This window comes from Mesorhizobium sp. WSM4821 (assembly GCF_055901555.1).
Genome location: NZ_CM148371.1, coordinates 4,262,571 through 4,282,894, shown reverse-complemented (window position 1 = coordinate 4,282,894; position 20,324 = coordinate 4,262,571). Strand labels below are relative to the sequence as shown.

13 protein-coding genes and 1 riboswitch are annotated in these 20,324 nt (G+C 63.3%); of the genes, 10 read left to right on the top strand and 3 right to left on the bottom strand.

The genetic code is table 11. The features are described from left to right. Positions 1-3: 3 nt before the first annotated feature. Both dnaE and AC0NID_RS20730 read right to left on the bottom strand, forming a co-directional pair. Positions 4-3,501: a DNA polymerase III subunit alpha gene (gene dnaE / locus AC0NID_RS20735; protein ID WP_473458281.1), complete on the bottom strand. Its 3,498-nt coding sequence runs from the start codon at positions 3,499-3,501 to the stop codon at positions 4-6. Between the two features lie 271 nt (positions 3,502-3,772). Then, positions 3,773-5,785 carry an acetyl-CoA carboxylase biotin carboxylase subunit gene (locus AC0NID_RS20730; RefSeq protein WP_473458236.1) on the bottom strand — a complete coding sequence of 671 codons (2,013 nt, stop codon included), beginning with the start codon at positions 5,783-5,785 and terminating at the stop codon, positions 3,773-3,775. 199 nt (positions 5,786-5,984) lie between these two features. On the opposite strand from AC0NID_RS20730, the gene AC0NID_RS20725 reads away from it, so the two are divergent. Both AC0NID_RS20725 and AC0NID_RS20720 read left to right on the top strand, forming a co-directional pair. Beyond that, positions 5,985-7,112, top strand: coding sequence for an S-(hydroxymethyl)glutathione dehydrogenase/class III alcohol dehydrogenase (locus AC0NID_RS20725; protein ID WP_473458237.1), 1,128 nt, complete (start codon positions 5,985-5,987; stop codon positions 7,110-7,112). Positions 7,113-7,296: 184 nt separating this feature from the next. Further along, positions 7,297-7,764, top strand: coding sequence for a YaiI/YqxD family protein (locus tag AC0NID_RS20720; protein WP_473458238.1), 468 nt, complete (start codon positions 7,297-7,299; stop codon positions 7,762-7,764). Here AC0NID_RS20720 and AC0NID_RS20715 read toward each other — a convergent pair. After that, positions 7,761-8,840 carry an autotransporter outer membrane beta-barrel domain-containing protein gene (locus AC0NID_RS20715; protein ID WP_473458239.1) on the bottom strand — a complete coding sequence of 360 codons (1,080 nt, stop codon included), beginning with the start codon at positions 8,838-8,840 and terminating at the stop codon, positions 7,761-7,763. The genes AC0NID_RS20720 and AC0NID_RS20715 overlap by 4 nt on opposite strands. A gap of 354 nt (positions 8,841-9,194) precedes the next feature. Here AC0NID_RS20715 and AC0NID_RS20710 point away from each other — a divergent pair, with 354 nt between their 5' ends. The 8 genes from AC0NID_RS20710 to parE all read left to right on the top strand — a co-directional run bounded on the left by AC0NID_RS20710 (position 9,195) and on the right by parE (position 20,316). Continuing rightward, positions 9,195-10,634: a caspase family protein gene (locus AC0NID_RS20710; RefSeq protein WP_473458240.1), complete on the top strand. Its 1,440-nt coding sequence runs from the start codon at positions 9,195-9,197 to the stop codon at positions 10,632-10,634. A 203-nt stretch (positions 10,635-10,837) separates the two neighbouring features. Next, complete coding sequence (locus AC0NID_RS20705; protein ID WP_473458241.1) at positions 10,838-11,521, top strand: DUF1345 domain-containing protein; 684 nt, start codon at positions 10,838-10,840, stop codon at positions 11,519-11,521. A gap of 114 nt (positions 11,522-11,635) precedes the next feature. Further along, positions 11,636-12,517 carry a cytochrome b/b6 domain-containing protein gene (locus tag AC0NID_RS20700; protein ID WP_473458242.1) on the top strand — a complete coding sequence of 294 codons (882 nt, stop codon included), beginning with the start codon at positions 11,636-11,638 and terminating at the stop codon, positions 12,515-12,517. A gap of 1 nt (position 12,518) precedes the next feature. Continuing rightward, the gene (locus AC0NID_RS20695) at positions 12,519-13,307 is read left to right on the top strand and encodes a molybdopterin-binding protein (protein WP_473458243.1); all 789 of its coding nucleotides are present in this window, start codon (positions 12,519-12,521) and stop codon (positions 13,305-13,307) included. 185 nt (positions 13,308-13,492) lie between these two features. Next, a riboswitch (glycine riboswitch) is annotated at positions 13,493-13,579 on the top strand. 148 nt (positions 13,580-13,727) lie between these two features. Further along, entirely contained in the window at positions 13,728-14,828 is a 1,101-nt protein-coding gene (gcvT, locus tag AC0NID_RS20690; protein ID WP_473458244.1) for a glycine cleavage system aminomethyltransferase GcvT, read from the top strand. A 7-nt stretch (positions 14,829-14,835) separates the two neighbouring features. Continuing rightward, positions 14,836-15,204, top strand: coding sequence for a glycine cleavage system protein GcvH (gcvH, locus tag AC0NID_RS20685; protein WP_473458245.1), 369 nt, complete (start codon positions 14,836-14,838; stop codon positions 15,202-15,204). 16 nt (positions 15,205-15,220) lie between these two features. Beyond that, positions 15,221-18,031, top strand: a complete 2,811-nt coding sequence (gene gcvP / locus AC0NID_RS20680) for an aminomethyl-transferring glycine dehydrogenase (protein ID WP_473458246.1) — start codon at positions 15,221-15,223, stop codon at positions 18,029-18,031. A gap of 233 nt (positions 18,032-18,264) precedes the next feature. After that, positions 18,265-20,316 (top strand): DNA topoisomerase IV subunit B, encoded by a 2,052-nt coding sequence (gene parE, locus AC0NID_RS20675; RefSeq protein ID WP_473458247.1) that lies wholly within the window; start codon positions 18,265-18,267, stop codon positions 20,314-20,316. The last annotated feature ends 8 nt before the right edge of the window (positions 20,317-20,324 follow it).

The window sequence follows — 20,324 nt, the reverse complement described above, 5'->3', positions numbered from 1 at the left end:
TTTCTACACCAGCTCCACTTCCACCACGCCCGGCACCGCGCGCATGGCCGATGCGATCTGTGGCGAGACGCGGTAACGGTTGGGCAGTTCGATCTCAACCTCGCCCTGCGCCTCTTCCTTGATGACGATAATGCTCACCTGACTGTCGCCGCGCTGGGTAAGCTGCGATTGAATCGCAGTCGCCGGTTGCTCGTTTCTGACAAAGATGCGCAGGGCCTTCTGGATGCGGCTTGCCTCGTCCTCCAGCGACTGTACGGTCTGGATGCGCAAATTGACGCCTTCGGGCCTGTCCTCGGCCGAAACGGTGATCACCACCGAACGACCGGGCTCGAGCAGGTCGCGATACTGCGCCAGCCCCTCGGAAAACAGCACCGCCTCATACTGGCCCGACGTGTCGGAGAACTGCACGACGCCCATCTTGTTGCCGGTGCGCGTCTTGCGCTCCTGCTTGGTGGTGACGGTGCCGGCAAGCCGACCGGCGGCGGCACCGCGCTTGACGGCGGCCGAGAACTCGCCCCAGGTCTGAACCCGCATCTTCTGCAGTGCTGCCTTGTATTCGTCGAGCGGATGGGCCGAGAGGTAGAAGCCGACCACCTGGAATTCGCGGTGCAGGCGGTCGGCGGCAAGCCATGGATCGGTCGCCGGCAGGTTGAGAGCCTGCGACTGCGCGCCGAGCGAGGCGCCGAAAATGTCGTGCTGGCCCGACATTGCATTCTGCTGCGCCAGCGACGCCAAGCCCATCATCCGCTCGACGCCCGCCATCATCGCGGCGCGGTCGTGGCCGAAACAGTCGAGCGCGCCGGCCATGATCAGGCTTTCGAAGACCCGCTTGCCGACGATCTTCGGATCGACCCTTTCGCAGAAATCGGCGAGGCTCTTGAACGGTTTTTCACCGCGCTTGGCGACGATATGCTCGACCGCCGCGTCGCCCACGCCCTTCAGCGCGGCCAGCGAATAGAAGATCCGGTTCTCTCCGACTTCGAAGGCGCGGAAACTCGTCATCACCGACGGCGCCACCACGTCGATGCCGAGGCGCAACGCGTCCTGGCGGAAATCGGCGAGCTTGTCGGTGTTGCCCATGTCGAGCGTCATCGACGCGGCCAGGAATTCAACCGGGTAATGCGCCTTGAGATAGGCCGTCTGGTAGGAGACGACCGCATAGGCGGCGGCATGCGACTTGTTGAAGCCGTAATCGGCGAATTTTGCCAGCAGGTCGAAGATGAAGTCGGCCTGCGGCTTTCCGACTCCGCGTTCGACCGCGCCCGAGACGAAGCGCTCGCGCTGCTTGTCCATCTCGGCGCGGATCTTCTTGCCCATGGCGCGGCGCAGCAGGTCGGCTTCGCCGAGCGAATAGCCGGAGAGCTCCTGCGCGATCTGCATCACCTGTTCCTGGTAGACGATGACGCCTTGCGTCTCTTTGACCAGATGGTCGATCTTCGGGTGGATCGACGCCATCTCCTCCTCGCCATGTTTTCTGGCGTTGTAGGTCGGGATGTTCTCCATCGGTCCCGGCCGGTAAAGCGCGACCAGCGCGATGATGTCCTCGATGCAGTCGGGGCGCATGCCGATCAGCGCCTTGCGCATGCCCGCACTTTCCACCTGGAACACGCCGACGACCTCGCCGCGCGACAGCATGGCGTAGGTGTCGGGGTCGTCGAGCGGAATGTGGGCGAGATCGATCTCGATACCGCGGCGGCGGATCAGCTTGACCGCGGTCTCCAGCACCGTCAGCGTTTTCAGCCCGAGGAAGTCGAACTTCACCAGCCCGGCCTGCTCGACATACTTCATGTTGAACTGGGTGACGGGCATGTCCGAGCGCGGGTCGCGGTACATCGGCACCAACTCCCACAACGGTCGGTCGCCGATGACGATGCCGGCGGCGTGCGTCGAGGCGTGGCGGTAGAGCCCTTCCAGCTTCTGCGCCATGTCGAGCAGCGTCTGGACGATCGGCTCGCGCTCTGCCTCTTCGGCAAAGCGCGGCTCGTTGGCGATGGCGTCGGCGAGCTTGACCGGATTGGCCGGGTTCGACGGCACCATCTTCGAGAGCTTGTCGACCTGGCCATAGGGCATCTGCAGCACGCGGCCGACATCGCGCAGCACGGCGCGGGCCTGCAGCGTGCCGAAGGTGATGATCTGGCCGACCTGGTCGCGGCCGTATTTCTGCTGGACGTAGCGGATGACCTCCTCGCGACGGTCCTGGCAGAAGTCGATGTCGAAATCGGGCATCGACACGCGGTCGGGATTGAGGAAGCGCTCGAACAGCAGCGAGAAGCGCAGCGGATCGATGTCGGTGATGGTCGTCGAATACGCGACCAGCGAGCCGGCACCCGAGCCGCGGCCCGGCCCGACCGGAATGCCTTGCGCCTTCGCCCATTTGATGAAGTCGGCGACGATCAGGAAATAGCCGGGGAATTTCATCTTCTCGATGATGCCGAGCTCGAAATCCAGCCTTTGGCGGTACTGTTCGACCGTGTAGCCGGGAGTCGGGCCGTGCGCGGTGAGCCGCGCCTCCAGCCCCTCATGCGCCTGCCTTGCCAGCTCCTGCGCCTCCGCCTTGACCGCGGCATCGGCATCGTCGACGTCGCCGCCGGCAAAGCGCGGCAAGATCGGGTTGCGCGTCTTGGGATAGTAGGAGCAGCGCAGCGCGATCTCGACGGTGTTGTCGATCGCTTCCGGCAGGTCGGCGAACAGCTGAGCCATATCGGCCTGGCTTCTCAGGAAATTGTCGGGCGACAGGCGGCGGCGATTGTCGGCGGCGACGACCGAACCCTCGGCGATGGCGACCAGCGCGTCATGCGCCTCATAGTCGTCGCGCGAGGAGAAAAACGCCTCATTGGTGGCGACCAGCGGCAGGTCGTGGCCATAGGCGAGGTCGACGGACGATTGCTCGATGGCCCGGTCATAACCGGCGACCCGTTCCAGCTCGACATAGAGCCGGTCGCCGAACAGCGCCTTGAGCGCCAAAAGCCGCGTCTCGGCTAAATCGCGGCGGTCCTCCTTCAAGGCGTTGCCGATCGGGCCGCGCGGCCCGCCGCTGAGGCAGATCAGGCCGTCGCAATGGCCTTGCAGCATCTCGGTCGTCAGATGCACGGCCTCGCCAGGCGGGGTTTCGAGATAGACCCGGCTGACCAGCCTGACCAGATTGCTGTAGCCGGCCTCGGTCGCCGCGATCAAAACCACCGACCGCATTTCCGGGCCTTGCCGCCGGCGGTCGCGCTGGCTGTCGCTGGCTTCGCCGGAAAAGGCGAGAGAGGTCTGGCAGCCGATGATCGGCTGGATGCCCTCCTTCACCGCCTTCTGCGCGAATTCGAGCGCGCCGAACAGATTGTTGGTGTCGGTGACGGCGATGGCCGGAGACTGGTCCTTGACCGCATGGCCGACGACCGTGCCGATCTGCAAGGCGCCTTCGAGCAGCGAATAGGCCGAATGCACGCGCAGATGGATGAACGGCCGCGCCGGCGCTTCCGGCCGCGACGCCTTTGCATAGGCCTCGCGTCGCAAGGGGTCGCGTGGAAGTGCCTCATTCGCCATGTTTTCTTGCGCCGCTTGAAAGGACTCAGTCGATGAAAATGTATTGTCCGGCACCGCACGATGCGAGTCCAGCAATAGACCGGTCAATTGTCGATGCCGGCGCCGCCCAACCCGAAGCGATTTCCCTGTAACTGTCGGGTAGTTTCAACTTGCCAGGTGACGGCAGCTATGCTAGGAATTTATTCATGGTGCTGATTTGCGCCAACGGCCCGCCGACAGGGCGGGTTTATTGTTTTCGGCCTCACGCGAACTCCATGATCACCGCATCGACGGCGAGACTGTCGCCGGGCTTGGCGTTAAGCTTCGACACGGTAAGATCGCGCTCCGCGCGCAGCACGTTTTCCATCTTCATCGCCTCGACGACCGCCAGCGTCTCGCCGGCCTTGACGTCCTGCCCCTCGGCAACGGCAATCGACACGACGAGGCCGGGCATCGGGCAAAGCAGCATCTTCGAGGTGTCCGGCGCCACTTTTTCCGGCATCAGCCTTTCGAGCTCGGCCGTGCGCGGCAGCATGGCGCGTGCCGTCACCGACATGCCTTTCCAGGCGATGCGAAGCCCGTTCGATACCGGCCTGATCTGCGCCGCGACCCTGCGGCCGCCGACCGTGCCGCGCCAGATGAGATCGCCCGGCCGCCAGTCCGACGCCACCGTCAGCGCCTTGCCACCGTCGATCGACAGATCGAGCTCCTTCGGAATGGAGATCATGCCTTCGAGCACAGAGGCCGAAAGATAATCCTCGCCGATCTTCACCACCCAGTCCCGCTTCAGCACGCCCGAATGCGGCGCCAGCCGCCCACCCAGCCGGTCGAGCCGGTCGCGGCGCAGCAGTTCGACAGCGGTGGCGATCGATGCCAGCACCGCCTTTTCCTCGTCGTTGGGCACGATCGGCGCGAACCCATCCGGATATTCCTCAGCGATGAAGGCCGTCGATATCAGCCCCTCCCGCCAGCGCGGATGCTGCATGAGCGCCGCCAGGAAGGGTATGTTGTGCTCGATGCCGTCGACGACGAAGCTGTCGAGCGCTTCCGACATGGCGTCTATTGCCGCGAGCCGCGCCGGTGCCCAGGTGCACAGCTTGGCGACCATCGGATCATAGAACATCGAGATTTCCGAACCCTCGGTGACGCCGGTATCGTTGCGGATGACGATTTCGCCGAACTGTCCCTCCTCCGGCGGCCGGTATTTCGTCAGCCGGCCGATCGACGGAAGGAAATTGCGATACGGGTCCTCGGCGTAGAGCCGGCTTTCCACCGACCAGCCGTTCAGCTTGACGTCGCTTTGCTTGATAGCGAGCTTTTCGCCGGCAGCTATGCGGATCATCTGCTCGACCAGATCGATGCCGGTGACAAGCTCGGTCACCGGGTGCTCGACCTGCAATCGCGTATTCATTTCAAGGAAATAGAAGTTCTTTTCGCTATCGACGATGAACTCCACGGTGCCGGCGCTCTGGTAATCGACCGCCCTGGCCAGCGCCACCGACTGCTCGCCCATGGCTTTGCGGGTCCTGGCGTCGAGGAAGGGCGATGGCGCCTCTTCGACGACCTTCTGGTTGCGGCGCTGAATCGAGCATTCGCGCTCGCCGAGATAAAGCGCGTTGCCATGCGCGTCGGCCAGCACCTGGATCTCGATGTGGCGCGGGTCGACCACGAACTTCTCGATGAAGACGCGGTCGTCGCCGAAAGAGCTCTTGGCCTCCGACCGCGCCCGGTCGAACCCGTCGCGCACCTCGGCCTTGCTCCAGGCGATGCGCATGCCCTTGCCGCCGCCGCCGGCCGAGGCCTTGATCATCACGGGATAGCCGATCTCGCCGGCGATCTTCTCGGCATGGTCGGCGTTCTCGATGACGCCGAGCCAGCCAGGCACGGTGCTGACCTTGGCGGCATTGGCGAATTTCTTCGATTCGATCTTGTCGCCCATCGCCTCGATCGCCTTGGGCTTGGGGCCGATGAAGACGATGCCTTCTTTCTCCAGCGCCTCACAGAAGGATGCGCGCTCCGACAGAAAACCGTAGCCCGGATGCACGGCTTCAGCACCCGTCGCCTTGCAGGCGGCGATGATCTTCTCCGGCACCAGATAGCTCTGAGCGGCCGGCGAGGGCCCGATATGCACGGCCTCGTCTGCCATCTCGACATGCACGGCGTCGCGATCGGCGTCCGAATAGACCGCCACGGTGGCGATGCCCATCTTGCGTGCCGTCTTGATGACGCGGCAGGCGATCTCGCCACGGTTGGCGATCAGGATTTTTGTGAACATGCGGGTTTTGTTCCCTCGGCTGCCTTTCTTTTATGGGCTTCGCCCGGCCGGTCAAGGCAAGTTGACGCATATCCCGGGCGCAAATCGGCGGCACCGGCCAAAACCCGGCCAAGAACTGTCAATTCGTCCCATAGTCCAGAACCTGCAGATAAGCTAAGGCTCGGCCCGATTGCAGATTTGACTTGAGAGGAGATGCCCGATGAAAACCCGCGCCGCTGTCGCTGTCGCCGCCGGAAAGCCGCTGGAGATCCTGGAGGTCGACCTCGATGGTCCGCGCGAGGGCGAGGTGCTGGTCGAGATCAAGGCGACCGGCATCTGCCACACCGACGAATTTACGCTGTCGGGCGCCGATCCCGAAGGCATCTTTCCGGCGATTCTCGGCCATGAGGGTGCGGGTGTCGTCGCTGACGTCGGCAAGGGCGTCACCTCGGTCAAGAAGGGCGACCACGTCATCCCGCTCTACACGCCGGAATGCCGGCAGTGCCCGTCCTGCCTGTCCAGAAAGACCAATCTGTGCACCGCCATCCGCGCCACGCAGGGACAAGGGCTGATGCCGGACGGCTCGTCGCGCTTCTCGATGGGCAAGGACAAGATCTTCCACTACATGGGCTGCTCGACCTTCTCCAACTACACCGTGCTGCCCGAGATCGCGGTGGCCAAGGTCAATCCCGACGCGCCCTTCGACAAGATCTGCTACATCGGCTGCGGCGTCACCACCGGTATCGGCGCGGTGATCAACACGGCCAAGGTCGAGATCGGCGCCACGGCCGCCGTCTTCGGCCTCGGCGGCATCGGCCTCAACGTCATCCAGGGGCTGCGCCTTGCCGGCGCCGACATGATCATCGGCGTCGATCTGAACAACGACAAGAAGGAATGGGGCGAGAAATTCGGCATGACGCATTTCGTCAATCCGAAGGAGATCGACGGCGAGATCGTGCCTTATCTCGTCAACATGACCAAGCGCGGCGCCGACCAGATCGGCGGCGCCGACTATACGTTCGACTGCACGGGCAACACCAAGGTGATGCGGCAGGCCCTTGAAGCATCCCACCGCGGCTGGGGCAAGTCGGTCGTCATCGGCGTTGCCGGCGCCGGACAGGAGATCTCGACGCGGCCGTTCCAGCTCGTCACCGGGCGCAGCTGGATGGGCACCGCCTTCGGCGGCGCGCGCGGTCGCACCGACGTGCCGAAGATCGTCGACTGGTACATGGACGGCAAGATCGAGATCGACCCGATGATCACCCACACGCTGAAGCTGGAGGACATCAACAAGGGTTTTGACCTGATGCATGAGGGCAAGTCGATCAGGAGCGTGGTGGTTTACTGACGAGAACCACAAGCAGCTGATATCGCGATTTGACCGCAAAGAAGCAAGGCAATCGCGTCAGGTTGGCGCTGCCCCTTATTGCCCTGCGCGCAGAACTCCGGAGCATTGCGGGGATAGCGACCGCTCGAATATCATCGATGGAGCCCGGCGAAGTCGCCCGGCTCCATATGCATTGGAACGAACGATGCCCGCACCCGCCATTTACGTCGATGCCGACGCCTGTCCGGTGAAGGCCGAGGTCGAAAAGGTCGCCGAGCGCCACGGCGTCGTCGTCACCTTCGTCTCCAATGGCGGCCTGCGCCCGTCGCGCGATCCGATGGTCCGCAACGTCGTCGTGTCCAAGGGCGCCGATGCGGCCGACGACTGGATCGTCGACAATGCCAAATCCAACGACATTGTGGTGACGGCCGACATCCCGCTTGCCGCCCGCACGGTGGCGCTCGGCGCCCATGTGCTCGGGCCGACCGGACGCCCGTTCACGCCGGAAACCATCGGCATGGCGGTGGCGATGCGCGATCTCAAGCAGCATCTGCGCGAGACCGGCGAAAGCAAGGGCTACAATGCCAGTTTCGCGCCGCAGGACCGCTCGCGGTTTCTCGGCGAGCTCGACCGCATCTTGCGGCGTGCGCTGAAGTCCGTCGCATCGGACTAGAACGCGACCTTGAGGCCCATCTTGCCGCTGACGGTTGAACTGTCCTCCGACCATTTGCCGCGAATTTCAGTGCTGACGGTTGTCGATGAAGACATCTTCAGATTGAAGCCGGAGGACAGCGCCACGGAGAAGTCCGCATCCTCGAAATCGCTCCTCTGACCAAAAACGCTCGCCGTGTTGGAATAGCCGAAACGCTGCTGCAGATCCCCGCGCGCATAGGGGCTGATGACCATGCCGTTTCCGAGCTGGTAATCCGCGTAAACCCCAGGGTCGAACTTGATCGCGCCAAACGATAAACGGCTCTTTCCAAATTCAGTGCCGGCATCGTCCGTGTATGCGTCGCCGGTAAAGGTTACGCCCAGGAGCCCGCCACGAAGATCGAAACGCATGCGATCGGTCAAGTTGAAGATGCGGCCGATCGATCCTGTTATCGCGTAGCCTTGCGTGTCGTAGCTGCCGTCATTTCCCTTGACGTCCGTGTTGCCCAGGAACGCCGAGGCGGCCACAAGAGCATAGCTGGTGCCTTTACGATAAAGCCCATAGCCGCCGAACATGCCGCTTTTGTTGGTCGCGTCACCGACACCGAAAAAAACGTCCACATCGACGTCAGCCGAGGCATAACCGCCGAACAGCCCCAGATTCAATCCGTGCTCGCTGTCGAACCCGAAATGCTTTGCCGCATTGAAGTCGACACTGGCGGCAGCGGAGAATTCATCGACATCGAAGCTCGGTCCGTCAAGGACGTCGAAATCGTCCGATACGGTGAAGCCGTCATGCGCCGTGTGGGCCAACTGGCCGGAAGCAAAAACGCCGAACGGTGAAGACTGGGCCGGCGGAGCTGCCTTTGCGGGGCCGACTGCCGCCTGGATGATGTCGTCGGACAATTTGAGAAGGGCATCCAGGGACGTGTCGACAATCGCGCTATTGACGGTCACGCCAACGTAGCAGTCCGTCACCAGAAAGCTGCCCTCGCTGTCTTCGATACAGGCGCTTGCCTTCGAAGGCAGGAAAACCAACGCAGCGCCAATCGAAATTGAGCTCGCGCACAGGCGCAAACGCCAATTCTTGCCTTTCATTGTCCCCTTCCCCTGCTACTTGTGTCGTCTGGCTTAAATATCAGGACATGCCATGCGCAGTTGAACTATGCAAAACATCACCGACTGCAGTAGATGCGGGTGCAACACTCAGCCAGCGTTGGCAAGAGAATAACAAACTATTTCGGGCGTGGATATGATTTCGTGCGGACCGGGAAACCGAGCTCGGCTGGATCGAACGCGGATCGCGCCCTTGCGCTTTCTTTGATACGGGTTCTGGTGTAAAAATAGGGGCGGTCTTCGGAGAAACGAGTTCCGGCGCATGAGCGGAACGGCGTCGGTCGGGCGGACACTTCGGCGACTTGAGGATGTCACGCGCCGAAACGAGCCCTTGCCATGAGCTACCGTCTCCTCCTGCGCATTGCTGCGGTCCTGCTGGTTTCCCTTTTCGGATCCCTCGGCGTTCAAGCCGCTGTCGAGGAAGGCCAGTTGCCACAGCCAGGCAAGCGGCTAGCGATCGTCATCGGCAACTCCGACTACCGAAGCGCCCGCCTCCCGCATCTGGCCAATGCTGCAAACGACGCCACCAGCCTGTCCGAAAGCCTGAGGAGGCTGAAATTCGATGTGCTAACGGCAACCAACCTGTCGTCCGACGGGTTCACCACCCTTTTCAAACAAGCCGAGGACAAGGTGGCAGGCGCCAGTGCCGTCCTCATCTTCTACGCTGGCCACGGCGTGCAACTCGGGGGTGAGAACTACCTTCTGCCGATCGATACGCCCAACGCCGAGAACCTGCAGGAGTTGATCGCGGGCGCGGTCAAGCTCAACGATGTGATTTCGAGATTTGCCAGCCGTGAAAGGCAGACTTTCGTGTTTCTTGATGCCTGTCGTAACAACCCGATGGGCAAAGGCCCCAGCGCCATGGACGGCCTCGCGCAAATCGAAGTGGGTGAAAATACGTTCATTGCCTTTGCAACGCAGCCGGGCAACGTTGCTGTCGACGGCTCGGGAGACAACAGCCCCTTCACCACGGCATTGTTGAAGAACGTCGAAATTCCCGGGCTCAGCATTTCGGACATGATGATCCGCGTGCGCAACGAGACCGAGGCAATCACCGTCGGGCGTCAGGTTCCGTGGGATCAGTCGAACCTTCGCGAGCAGTTTTACTTCACCGAGCAGCAAGTGCTCGACCCGGCCCAGCTCAGCGCCAGCCTGTCGCGCATCCTGGCCGATCCTGCCGCCAAGGAGAAGTTGAAGTTCGAGCTCGCTTCCAACGACCTGCAGACAGCCGTGCTGATCGTCGGCCAGACATTGCGTTCGGTCGAGCTTTCGCCCTTACCCGACGCTGCGGCCAAGCCCGCCGGCACGCAGGTCGCCAGCCTCGAAGGGGCCAGGCAGAGCGTCGTCTCCGGACTTGAAACGCTGATCGTCGGTACTTCGGCGACTGAAACGGATTCCCAAAAAGCGACCGATCTCGCGCGCAGCATCCAGACCGAATTGCGACGTTTGGGCTGCTACCGGATGGCGGTCGACGGAAATTGGGGCAAGGGCTCCGTGCGCGCGCTTACCAACTACTACAAAAACACCGCGAGAACCGCTTCCGCGACCGAGCCTACGGTTGAACTTCTGAGTGACCTTTTCCTGCGCTCCGGGCGGGTTTGCAAGGATCCGGTGGTCGTGCGGAAGATCAAGCCGGCGAAGGTGGCATCGGAGGCGGCTCCGGCGCGCAAGAATGCGGCCAACCGAAAAGCCGCACGGTCGCAGCAGCAGTCCTCGCGCCCGGCCGCACCTCCGCCCGACATCAGCGGCGGCATTGGTATCGGCGGCGTTTTCTAGAGCGTTTCATATCCGCTGCCGTCATAAACTCACGATGATTCAGAACAGGCCTTAACGCACGTCGCAAATCGGATTCTATTTTTGCTTCACCGCCTTCGACTCGGAAAGGATCATCCGCAGACTTCAAAAGTGCTACTGTGTCCTTTCGCGTCCGAAAGGACGCTCGGCACCGTCGAAGACGGACCGCCATCAGAGGCCGGGCCATGACGACCGATACATCCCTGAAGACACCATTGCATCGGCACATGCAATTCGCGGTGTCGGCCTGCGTCGGCGTACTGGCGCTGGCGATCGCGCTGGTCTTGCGCGCCCCCCTCGTCTATTCGATCGGCGCCAATGCGTTCTTCGCCGCCTACACCGTCCTCGTCGTCGCCCAGATGCCGCTGCTCACCGGCCGCTATCTGAGCAAGAATGCCCGCGCCACCGACCAACCGGTGCTGGTCATATTTGCCGTGACCCTGATTGTCGTCGCCGTTGCCATCGTCTCGTTGTTCCAGCTGATCAATCGAGGGGGCGGCCCGCATCCCATTGAACTCACCTTCGCGCTGCTGTCGATCCCGCTCGGCTGGTTCACCATCCACGCCATGACTGCGCTGCACTACGCGCATGTCTACTGGATGGACGACGAAGAGACTAATTCCGGCAGCAAAGCGAAGCAGAAAAAGCCCGTCGGCGGCCTCGTATTTCCCGGTAAGGAGCAGCCGGACGGCTGGGATTTCCTTTACTTCTCGACCACTGTCGGCATGACCTCACAGACCTCCGATACCGCGGTCTCGACCACGCAAATGCGTCGCATCGTGCTTTTGCATTCGATCGTGTCGTTCTTTTTCAATACAGTGATCGTCGCCGCAGCGGTCAACCTCGCCGTCAGTCTTGGAAGCCGGTAGGATCGGGCAGCTTGTAATAATTCCGTGATCGGATGAAACATCGCTTTGGCTGGCCACGTATTGGGAGGAGAACGATCGCAAGGGCCCACTGAGCGGCCGGAAGGACGCGAAAAAATGGAATCGGTTGCCAGGAGCCAATCCGCCACCGGGGTGGACGCTGCCCCTCAGAAAGATGCGACGCTGATCTACCGGCAGTCGCGCTGGACGCGGCTGACGCATTGGCTCTGGGCCATCTCGCTGTTCTTCATGCTGCTTTCCGGCCTGCAGATCTTCAACGCCCGCCCCCAGCTCTATATCGGCAAGGAGTCGGGATTCGCATATGACAACACCGTCTTCGCCATCGGCGCCGAGAACACGGAAAACGGTCCGCGCGGCTACACCGAGATCTTTGGCAAACGCTTCGACACGACCGGTGTGCTGGGCTGGTCCGGACCGGCGGGCCAGGAGAGGTCCCGCGCCTTCCCGTCCTGGGCGACGATCCCTTCCTATTACGACCTCGGCACCGCCCGCGTCGTCCATTTCTTCTTCGCCTGGATACTGACCACGACATTGGTCGTCTGGCTCATCGCCAGCCTGGTCAACGGTCATCTGCGCCGCGATCTTGCCCCGCGCATCGACGATCTCAGGCATTTGCCGCGAGACATCGTCGATCACGCCAAGCTCAAGTTCCACCACGCGCGCGAGTACAACACGCTGCAGAAAATGGCCTATGGCGGCGTGATGTTCGTGCTGCTGCCGCTGATGATCATCACCGGGCTTGCCATGTCGCCGAGCATGAATGCGGCGCTGCCGTTCCTCAACGACCTGCTCGGTGGCCGGCAGACGGCGCGGACGATCCATTTCATCGTGATGCTGCTGCTCATCGTCTTCTTCGTCATCCATATGCTGATGATCTTCGCCGCCGGCCCAATCAACGAGCTGCGCTCCATCATCACCGGCTGGTACCGGACCGATCCGCCGGCGCAGGGCGGCAAGACGCCCGAGAGGAGTGCGTGAGATGGCGAAGTTTATGGTCAGCCGCAGAAAATTCCTGACCTCGGCCAGCCTCGGCGTCTCCGGCATCATGCTGTCGGGTTGCGATGCCTTCGACAGCCAGCTTGGCGTCGGCGACGGCCTGCGCGGTTTCCTCGAAGGCGCCAACGGCCTGACCTGGCGCGCGCAACGCCTGCTCGCTGGCGATTCGCTGGCGCCGGAGTTCACCGAGGCCGACATCCGCCAGCCGCAGCGGCCGAACGGCGTCACCGCGCCGGACGACGATGTCTACAAGGGCCTGCTCGCCAACAATTTCGCCGACTGGCGGCTCGAGGTTTCCGGCCTTGTCGAAAAGCCGCTGTCGCTGACCCGCGAGCAGCTGATGAACATGCCAAGCCGCACCCAGATCACCCGTCACGACTGCGTCGAAGGCTGGAGTTGCATCGCCAAATGGACCGGCACGCCGCTGTCGCTGGTGCTTGACCAGGCGGTGGTCAAGCCGCAGGCGCGCTACGTGATGTTCCATTGTCTCGACACGATCGACCGCAGCCTGTCCGGCGACATCAAATATTACGGCTCGATAGACCTGATCGATGCCCGTCACCCGCAAACGATCCTCGCCTATGGCGTGAACGGCAAACCGCTGCCGGTCGAGAACGGCGCGCCATTGCGTGTCCGCGTCGAGCGCCAGATCGGCTACAAGATGCCGAAATATCTCCACAGGATCGAACTGGTCGACGGTTTCGCCACGATCGGCGGCGGCAGGGGCGGCTACTGGGAGGACAATGGCTACGACTGGTACGGCGGCATCTGACCGAACCACTCAACTGCCGATGTAATCTTCGCCATCGCTGGGCAGGGCCGGGTTCATCAGCATTACCTTGGGGAATCAGCAAACAGCGAGGTCGTTAGTGAAGACTTGTCGGTAAGGCGTCGCTGGCAGGTGACAAGGTGTCGCCCACAGGCTATGGATGACGAGTCGAGGGCTTTTGCGAGCCCTACCTGTTTGCGGGAGAGAGCAGCGAGAGCTGCCGCCGAAGGGGAAATCGCCCGAAATCTCTCAGGCAAAAGAACCGTAGACGGGAAAGACACTCTGGAAAGTCGGGGCTTGCCCCCGCGCCGAAGGTGTAAGCGCTGCCGACAGAGTTCCGGGGCGCAAGTCTCTCAGGCTTCAGACAGAGGGGCACGGACTGGCCGCCATTCGCGGCCGATTGCGTGCGACTCTGGAGATGACATGACGGGCGACGACACCAAACACCTTCCCCTCGAAGATCTGCACGTGGCCGCGGGTGCGCGCTTTGGCGCGTTCGCCGGCTGGTCGATGCCGCTGACCTATCCAGCCGGCGTGATGAAGGAGCACCTTCATACCCGCGAACATGCCGGCCTGTTCGACATCTCGCACATGAAGCTGTTCGAGATCGGTGGGCCGGGCGCTGTGGCGCTGCTCGATCGCGCCTGTCCGCTGGAGGCAGGCGCGCTTGAGATTTCCCAGTCCAAATACACGTTCTTTCTCAACGAAGCCGCCGGCGTCATCGACGATCTGATCGTCACCAGGCTCGGCCAGGAACGCTTCATGGTCGTCGCCAATGCCGGCAACGCCGAAGCCGACGAAAAGCACCTGCGCGCGCTTGCTGGGGATGTCGACGCAAAGGTCGACGCACTCGGCCGCGTCTTCCTGGCGATCCAGGGGCCCGAAGCCTGGGCCGCCCTGTCCCGCGCCGGCATCGAAACCGGATCGCTTTTGTTCATGCACGGCTTTGAGCCCCGCGAGAACTGGTTCATGAGCCGGTCGGGCTATACCGGTGAGGACGGTTTCGAGATCGGCCTGCCGGAAGCGGAGGCTCGCGACCTGGTCGCCAGACTGCTCGAGGACGAGCGCGTGATGTGGGTGGGGCTGGCCGCCCGCGACAGCCTGCGGCTCGAAGCCGGGTTATGCCTGCACGGGCTGGACATCACGCCGGAGATCGACCCGGCCAGCGCCGGGCTGATGTGGGCCATCCCCAAGGAGATTCGCGCCTCTGGCGCTTTCATCGGCGCCGATGCGTTACGTGCAATCCTGGAGCGCAGCCCGGTGCAAAAACGTGTCGGCCTGAAGCCGCAGGGCCGCCAGCCGGTGCGTGCCGGTGCTGCCCTTTTCGACGCCGACGGCAATCCCGCCGGCCACGTCACCTCCGGCGGCTTCGGCCCTTCGGCCGCCCATCCGGTCGCCATGGGCTATGTCCAGACGTCGCTGGCCAAACCAGGCGCAAGACTGTTCGCCGACGTTCGCGGGACGAAAATCCCGATCGATATCAATCCCCTGCCCTTCACGCCGCATCGCTACCGCAAAGGATAAATCCCTCATGGCAAAGACCTATTTCACCGAAGATCACGAATGGCTCCGCGTCGAAGGCGGCATCGCCACCGTCGGCATCACCGATTATGCGCAAGAGCAGCTCGGCGATCTCGTTTTCGTCGAATTGCCCGAGCTTGGGAGAAAGCTGGCCAAGGGCGATACGGCCGTCGTGGTCGAATCCGTCAAGGCCGCATCGGACGTCTATGCGCCGGTCGACGGCGAGATCACCGAGGCCAACACCTCGCTCTCGTCGGACCCATCGTTGGTCAATTCGGCGGCGACCGGCGACGGCTGGCTGTGGAAGATGAAGCTGGCCGATGAAAGCCAGCTCGAAGGCCTTCTGGATGAAGCCGCCTACAAAACCCATATCGGTTGATAGCAGGACCAGGAAGATGACCGCAGCACCCTACTCCTTCTCGGCCCGCCATATCGGCCCCGGCCTCGACGAAACCCGGGCCATGCTGGCAACGATCGGTGTTCCCTCGGTCGAGACGTTGATCAGCCAGGCGGTGCCGAAATCGATCCGGCTCGACCGGCCGCTGGCCTTGCCGATCCCGGCAAGCGAAGCGGAGGCGCTGGCCGAGCTTTCAACGACAATGGCGAAAAATACGGTGCTGAAGAGCTTTATCGGCGCCGGCTACCACGGCGTGCACGTGCCTCCGGTCATTCAGCGCAATCTGTTCGAGAATCCGGCATGGTATACGGCCTACACCCCCTACCAGGCAGAGATCAGCCAGGGCCGGCTCGAAATGCTGTTCAATTTCCAGACCCTGGTCACCGAGCTGACCGGCCTGCCGGTGGCGTCCGCCTCGCTGCTCGACGAAGCGACGGCGGTGGCTGAGGCGGTCGGCATTGCGCTGCGCCATCATCGCGACAAGCGGACCAAGGTGGCGCTGGCCGGCACGCCGCATCCGCAGACGCTCGACGTCGTGCGCACCCGCGCCGAACCGCTCGGCACTGAGGTCGATGGCGACACGATCGACGACAACACCGCCGCCTTGCTCGTCTCCTGGCCCGACACGTTTGGTGTCTATGGCGACCACAGGGCGGCAATCGAGAAAGCCCGCGCCACTGGCGCGCTCGTCGTCTTCATTGCCGACCCGCTCGGCCTGACGCTGACCGACACGCCGGCAAGGCTTGGCGCCGATATCGCCGTCGGGTCGATGCAGCGCTTCGGCGTACCGATGGGCTTTGGCGGGCCGCATGCCGCCTATTGCGCCGTTTCCGACAGGCTGACGCGACTGATGCCCGGCCGCCTTGTCGGCCGGTCCACCGACAGCAAGGGCCGCCCTGGCTACCGCCTCGCGCTGCAGACGCGCGAACAGCACATCCGCCGCGACAAGGCGACCTCAAACATCTGCACCGCGCAGGCGCTGCTCGCCAACATGGCGACGGCCTATGCGATCTGGCATGGCCCTTCCGGGCTGCAGGCGATTGCGGAGCGCATCCATGAATTGGCCAACCGCCTGGCTGCCGGCCTCGCCGCATCAGGTGTTTCGGTGCTTGGCGCAAGCCGCTTCGACACTATAACGGTGGAGGTGAAGGGCGGAGCCGGCGCGATCGCCGCCGCCGCCGAAAAGACCGGCCGGCTGCTGCGCCTGATCGACGCCGACCGTATCGGCATCAGCTTCGACGAGACCTCCACCGATGCCGATCTGGACGCGATCGCCGCGCTGTTCGGCGCCAAGGCGGGCGCCGCTGCCGATAGCACCATGCCCGGACAAGCGCGCGGCAAGGCGTTTCTCACGCAGCCCGTCTTCCACGAAAACCGCTCGGAAACCGACATGATGCGCTTCCTGCGCCGACTGGCCGACAAGGACCTGGCGCTCGACCGCGCCATGATCCCGCTCGGCTCCTGCACCATGAAGCTCAACGCCGCCGCCGAGATGATGCCGGTAAGCTGGCCTGATGTCGCCAATTTGCATCCCTTCGCGCCGCCAAGCCATTCGCCCGGCTATCGCGCGATGATCGATGAGCTGGAAGGCTGGCTGGCGGAGATCACCGGCTTCGACGCGGTGACCCTGCAGCCCAACGCCGGCAGCCAGGGCGAATATGCCGGGCTGCTTGCCATTCGCGGCTATCACCGCTCGCGCGGCGAAGGCCACCGCACCGTCTGCCTGATCCCGTCTTCCGCGCATGGCACCAATCCGGCGAGCGCGGCAATGGCCGGCATGAGCGTCGTCGTCGTGCGCTGCACCGAAGACGGCAACATCGACATCGACGATCTGAAGGCCAAGGCGGCCCAGCACGCGCAAGACCTCGCGGCGCTGATGTTCACCTATCCCTCGACACACGGCGTCTTCGAGGAAGGCGCGCGCGACCTCTGCGCCCTCATCCATGATCATGGCGGCCAGGTCTATTTCGACGGCGCCAACCTCAACGCGCTGGTCGGACTCGCCCGCCCGGGCGACATCGGCGCCGATGTCTGCCACATGAACCTGCACAAGACGTTCTGCATCCCGCATGGCGGCGGCGGTCCCGGCGTCGGCCCGATCGGCGTCAAGGCACATCTGAAGCCGTACCTGCCCGGCCACGTCAACGAAGGCTCGGGCCATGCCGTGTCGGCGGCACCGTTCGGCAGCGCTTCGATCCTGCCAATCACCTGGATGTATATCCGCATGATGGGCGCTTCGGGCCTGAAGCAGGCGACCGAAACTGCGATCATTTCCGCCAACTACGTGGCGACGCGGCTCGAAGCGCATTTCCCGGTGCTCTACAAGGGCAGGCACGGGCGTGTCGCGCATGAGTGCATCCTCGACACCCGCGTGCTCAAGGACAGTGCCGGCATCAGCGTCGACGACGTTGCCAAGCGGCTGATCGACTATGGTTTCCATGCGCCGACCATGTCGTTTCCGGTGGCCGGCACGCTGATGGTCGAGCCGACCGAGTCCGAGCCCAAGAGCGAACTCGATCGCTTCTGCGATGCGATGATCGCAATATCGGGCGAGGCAGCCAAGGTGGCCAAAGGCGAATGGCCGCTGGCAGACAATCCGCTGGTCAATGCGCCGCATACCGCCGCCGAGGCGCTGGCCGGCCAGTGGACCCACCCCTACTCGCGCCTGGAAGCGGCCTACCCCGCCGGCGATGCCGACACCGCAGCCAAATACTGGCCGCCTGTGTCGCGCATCGACAATGTTGGCGGCGACCGCAACCTCGTCTGCTCCTGCCCGCCGCTGTCAGAATATCTGGGCGCTGCGGAATAGAAACGGCGGACTGCGACGCCGGCTGCACCCTCATTGTCGCGCACGCGCAATGAGGGTGGCTGATTGCGACTCTCGCGAAGGCCAGCTTTTCGACCCATTTCCGCCGCTTGGTTGTCGAATGGTTTTGCGGTAAGAGGCTCTATCCTCGAACGTAACAGGAACCTCCGTCGCCTGCCCGCAAAAAGCGTGGCAGTATCGGGTGGTGATTCGCAGCATCGGAATCCAGGACCGGCATGGACGACAACAACGATCTTTTCGGCATTAGAGACAAGCAGCCGCAACCGGTCCGTGCGACCGCGCGCCCGGCCGACCCGCTGGTGCAGGCGGCGAAGCGCCCGGCATCCCGCGACGGCAGCGAGAGCTACAGTGCCGCCGACATCGAGGTTCTGGAAGGGCTGGAGCCGGTGCGGCGGCGCCCCGGCATGTATATCGGCGGCACCGACGACAAGGCGATGCACCATCTGTTCGCCGAGGTCATCGACAATTCGATGGACGAGGCGGTCGCCGGTCACGCGACTTTCATCGATGTCGAGCTTTCCGCCGACGGATATCTGGCCGTCACCGACAATGGCCGCGGCATTCCGGTCGATCCGCACCCGAAATACAAGAAGCCGGCGCTCGAAGTCATCATGACGACGCTGCATTCGGGCGGCAAGTTCGACTCGAAGGTCTACGAGACCTCGGGCGGCCTGCACGGCGTCGGCGTCTCCGTGGTCAACGCGTTGTCGGACCATCTCGAGGTAGAGGTCGCGCGGGGACGGCAACTTTACCGGCAAAAATTCTCGCGCGGCATTCCGGTGACTGGGCTGGAGCCGCTCGGCGAGGTGCATAACCGGCGCGGCACCAGGATCCGTTTCCATCCCGACGAGCAGATCTTCGGCAAGGGCGCGGCGTTCGAGCCGGCGCGGCTCTATCGGATGACGCGCTCCAAGGCCTACCTGTTCGGCGGCGTCGAGATCCGCTGGACCTGCGATCCGTCGCTGATCAAGGAGAAGGACACGACGCCGGCCAAGGCCGAGTTCCATTTCCCGGGCGGCCTGAAGGACTATCTGAAAGCCTCGCTCGGCGACGAATTCCAGGTCACCCGCGAAATCTTCGCCGGCAAGAGCGACAGGCAAGGTGGCCACGGTTCGCTCGAATGGGCCGTGACCTGGTTCGGTGGCGACGGATTTCTCAATTCCTACTGCAACACCATCCCGACCGGCGAAGGCGGCACGCACGAGGCTGGATTCCGCAACGTCTTGACACGCGGCTTGCGCGCCTATGCCGATCTGGTCGGCAACAAGCGCGCTTCGATCGTCACGTCCGAGGACGTCATGATCTCGGCGGCAGGCATGCTGTCGGTGTTCATCCGCGAGCCGGAATTCGTCGGCCAAACCAAGGACAGGCTGGCGACGATCGAGGCGATCAGGATTGTCGAAACCGCCATCCGCGACCCCTTCGATCACTGGCTGGCCGACAATCCGCAGGAAGCCTCGAAGCTGCTCGAATGGGTGATCGCGCGTGCCGATGAACGGGTGCGGCGTCGCCAGGAAAAGGAAGTGTCGCGCAAGAGCGCGGTGCGCAAGCTGCGGCTGCCCGGAAAGCTCGCCGACTGCACGCAGAATGCCGCGGCCGGCGCCGAGCTCTTCATCGTCGAGGGCGATTCGGCCGGCGGCTCCGCGAAACAGGCGCGCGACCGCGCCAGCCAGGCGGTGCTGCCGCTGCGCGGCAAGATCCTCAACGTCGCCAGCGCCGGCAACGACAAGCTTGCCGGCAACCAGCAGATATCGGACCTGATTCAGGCGCTCGGGTGCGGCACGCGGTCAAAGTACCGTGACGAGGACCTGCGCTACGACCGGGTCATCATCATGACCGACGCCGATGTGGACGGCGCCCACATCGCTTCGCTGCTCATCACCTTCTTTTATCAGGAGATGCCGAACCTGATCCGCGGCGGCCATCTCTATCTGGCGGTGCCGCCGCTCTATTCGATCCGGCAAGGCGGCAAGGTCGCCTACGCCCGCGACGATGCGCACAAGGACGAACTTCTGCGCACCGAATTCACCGGACGCGGCAAGGTCGAGATCGGCCGCTTCAAGGGGCTGGGCGAAATGATGGCCGCCCAGCTCAAGGAAACGACCATGGACCAGAGGAAGCGCACACTGCTCAGGGTCGACGTGATCGACGCCGAGGCCGCGACCAAGGACGCGGTCGACGCGCTGATGGGCACCAAGCCGGAAGCCCGCTTCCGTTTCATCCAGGAACGCGCGGAGTTTGCCGAGACGGAAGTGCTGGATATCTGAACCTCTCT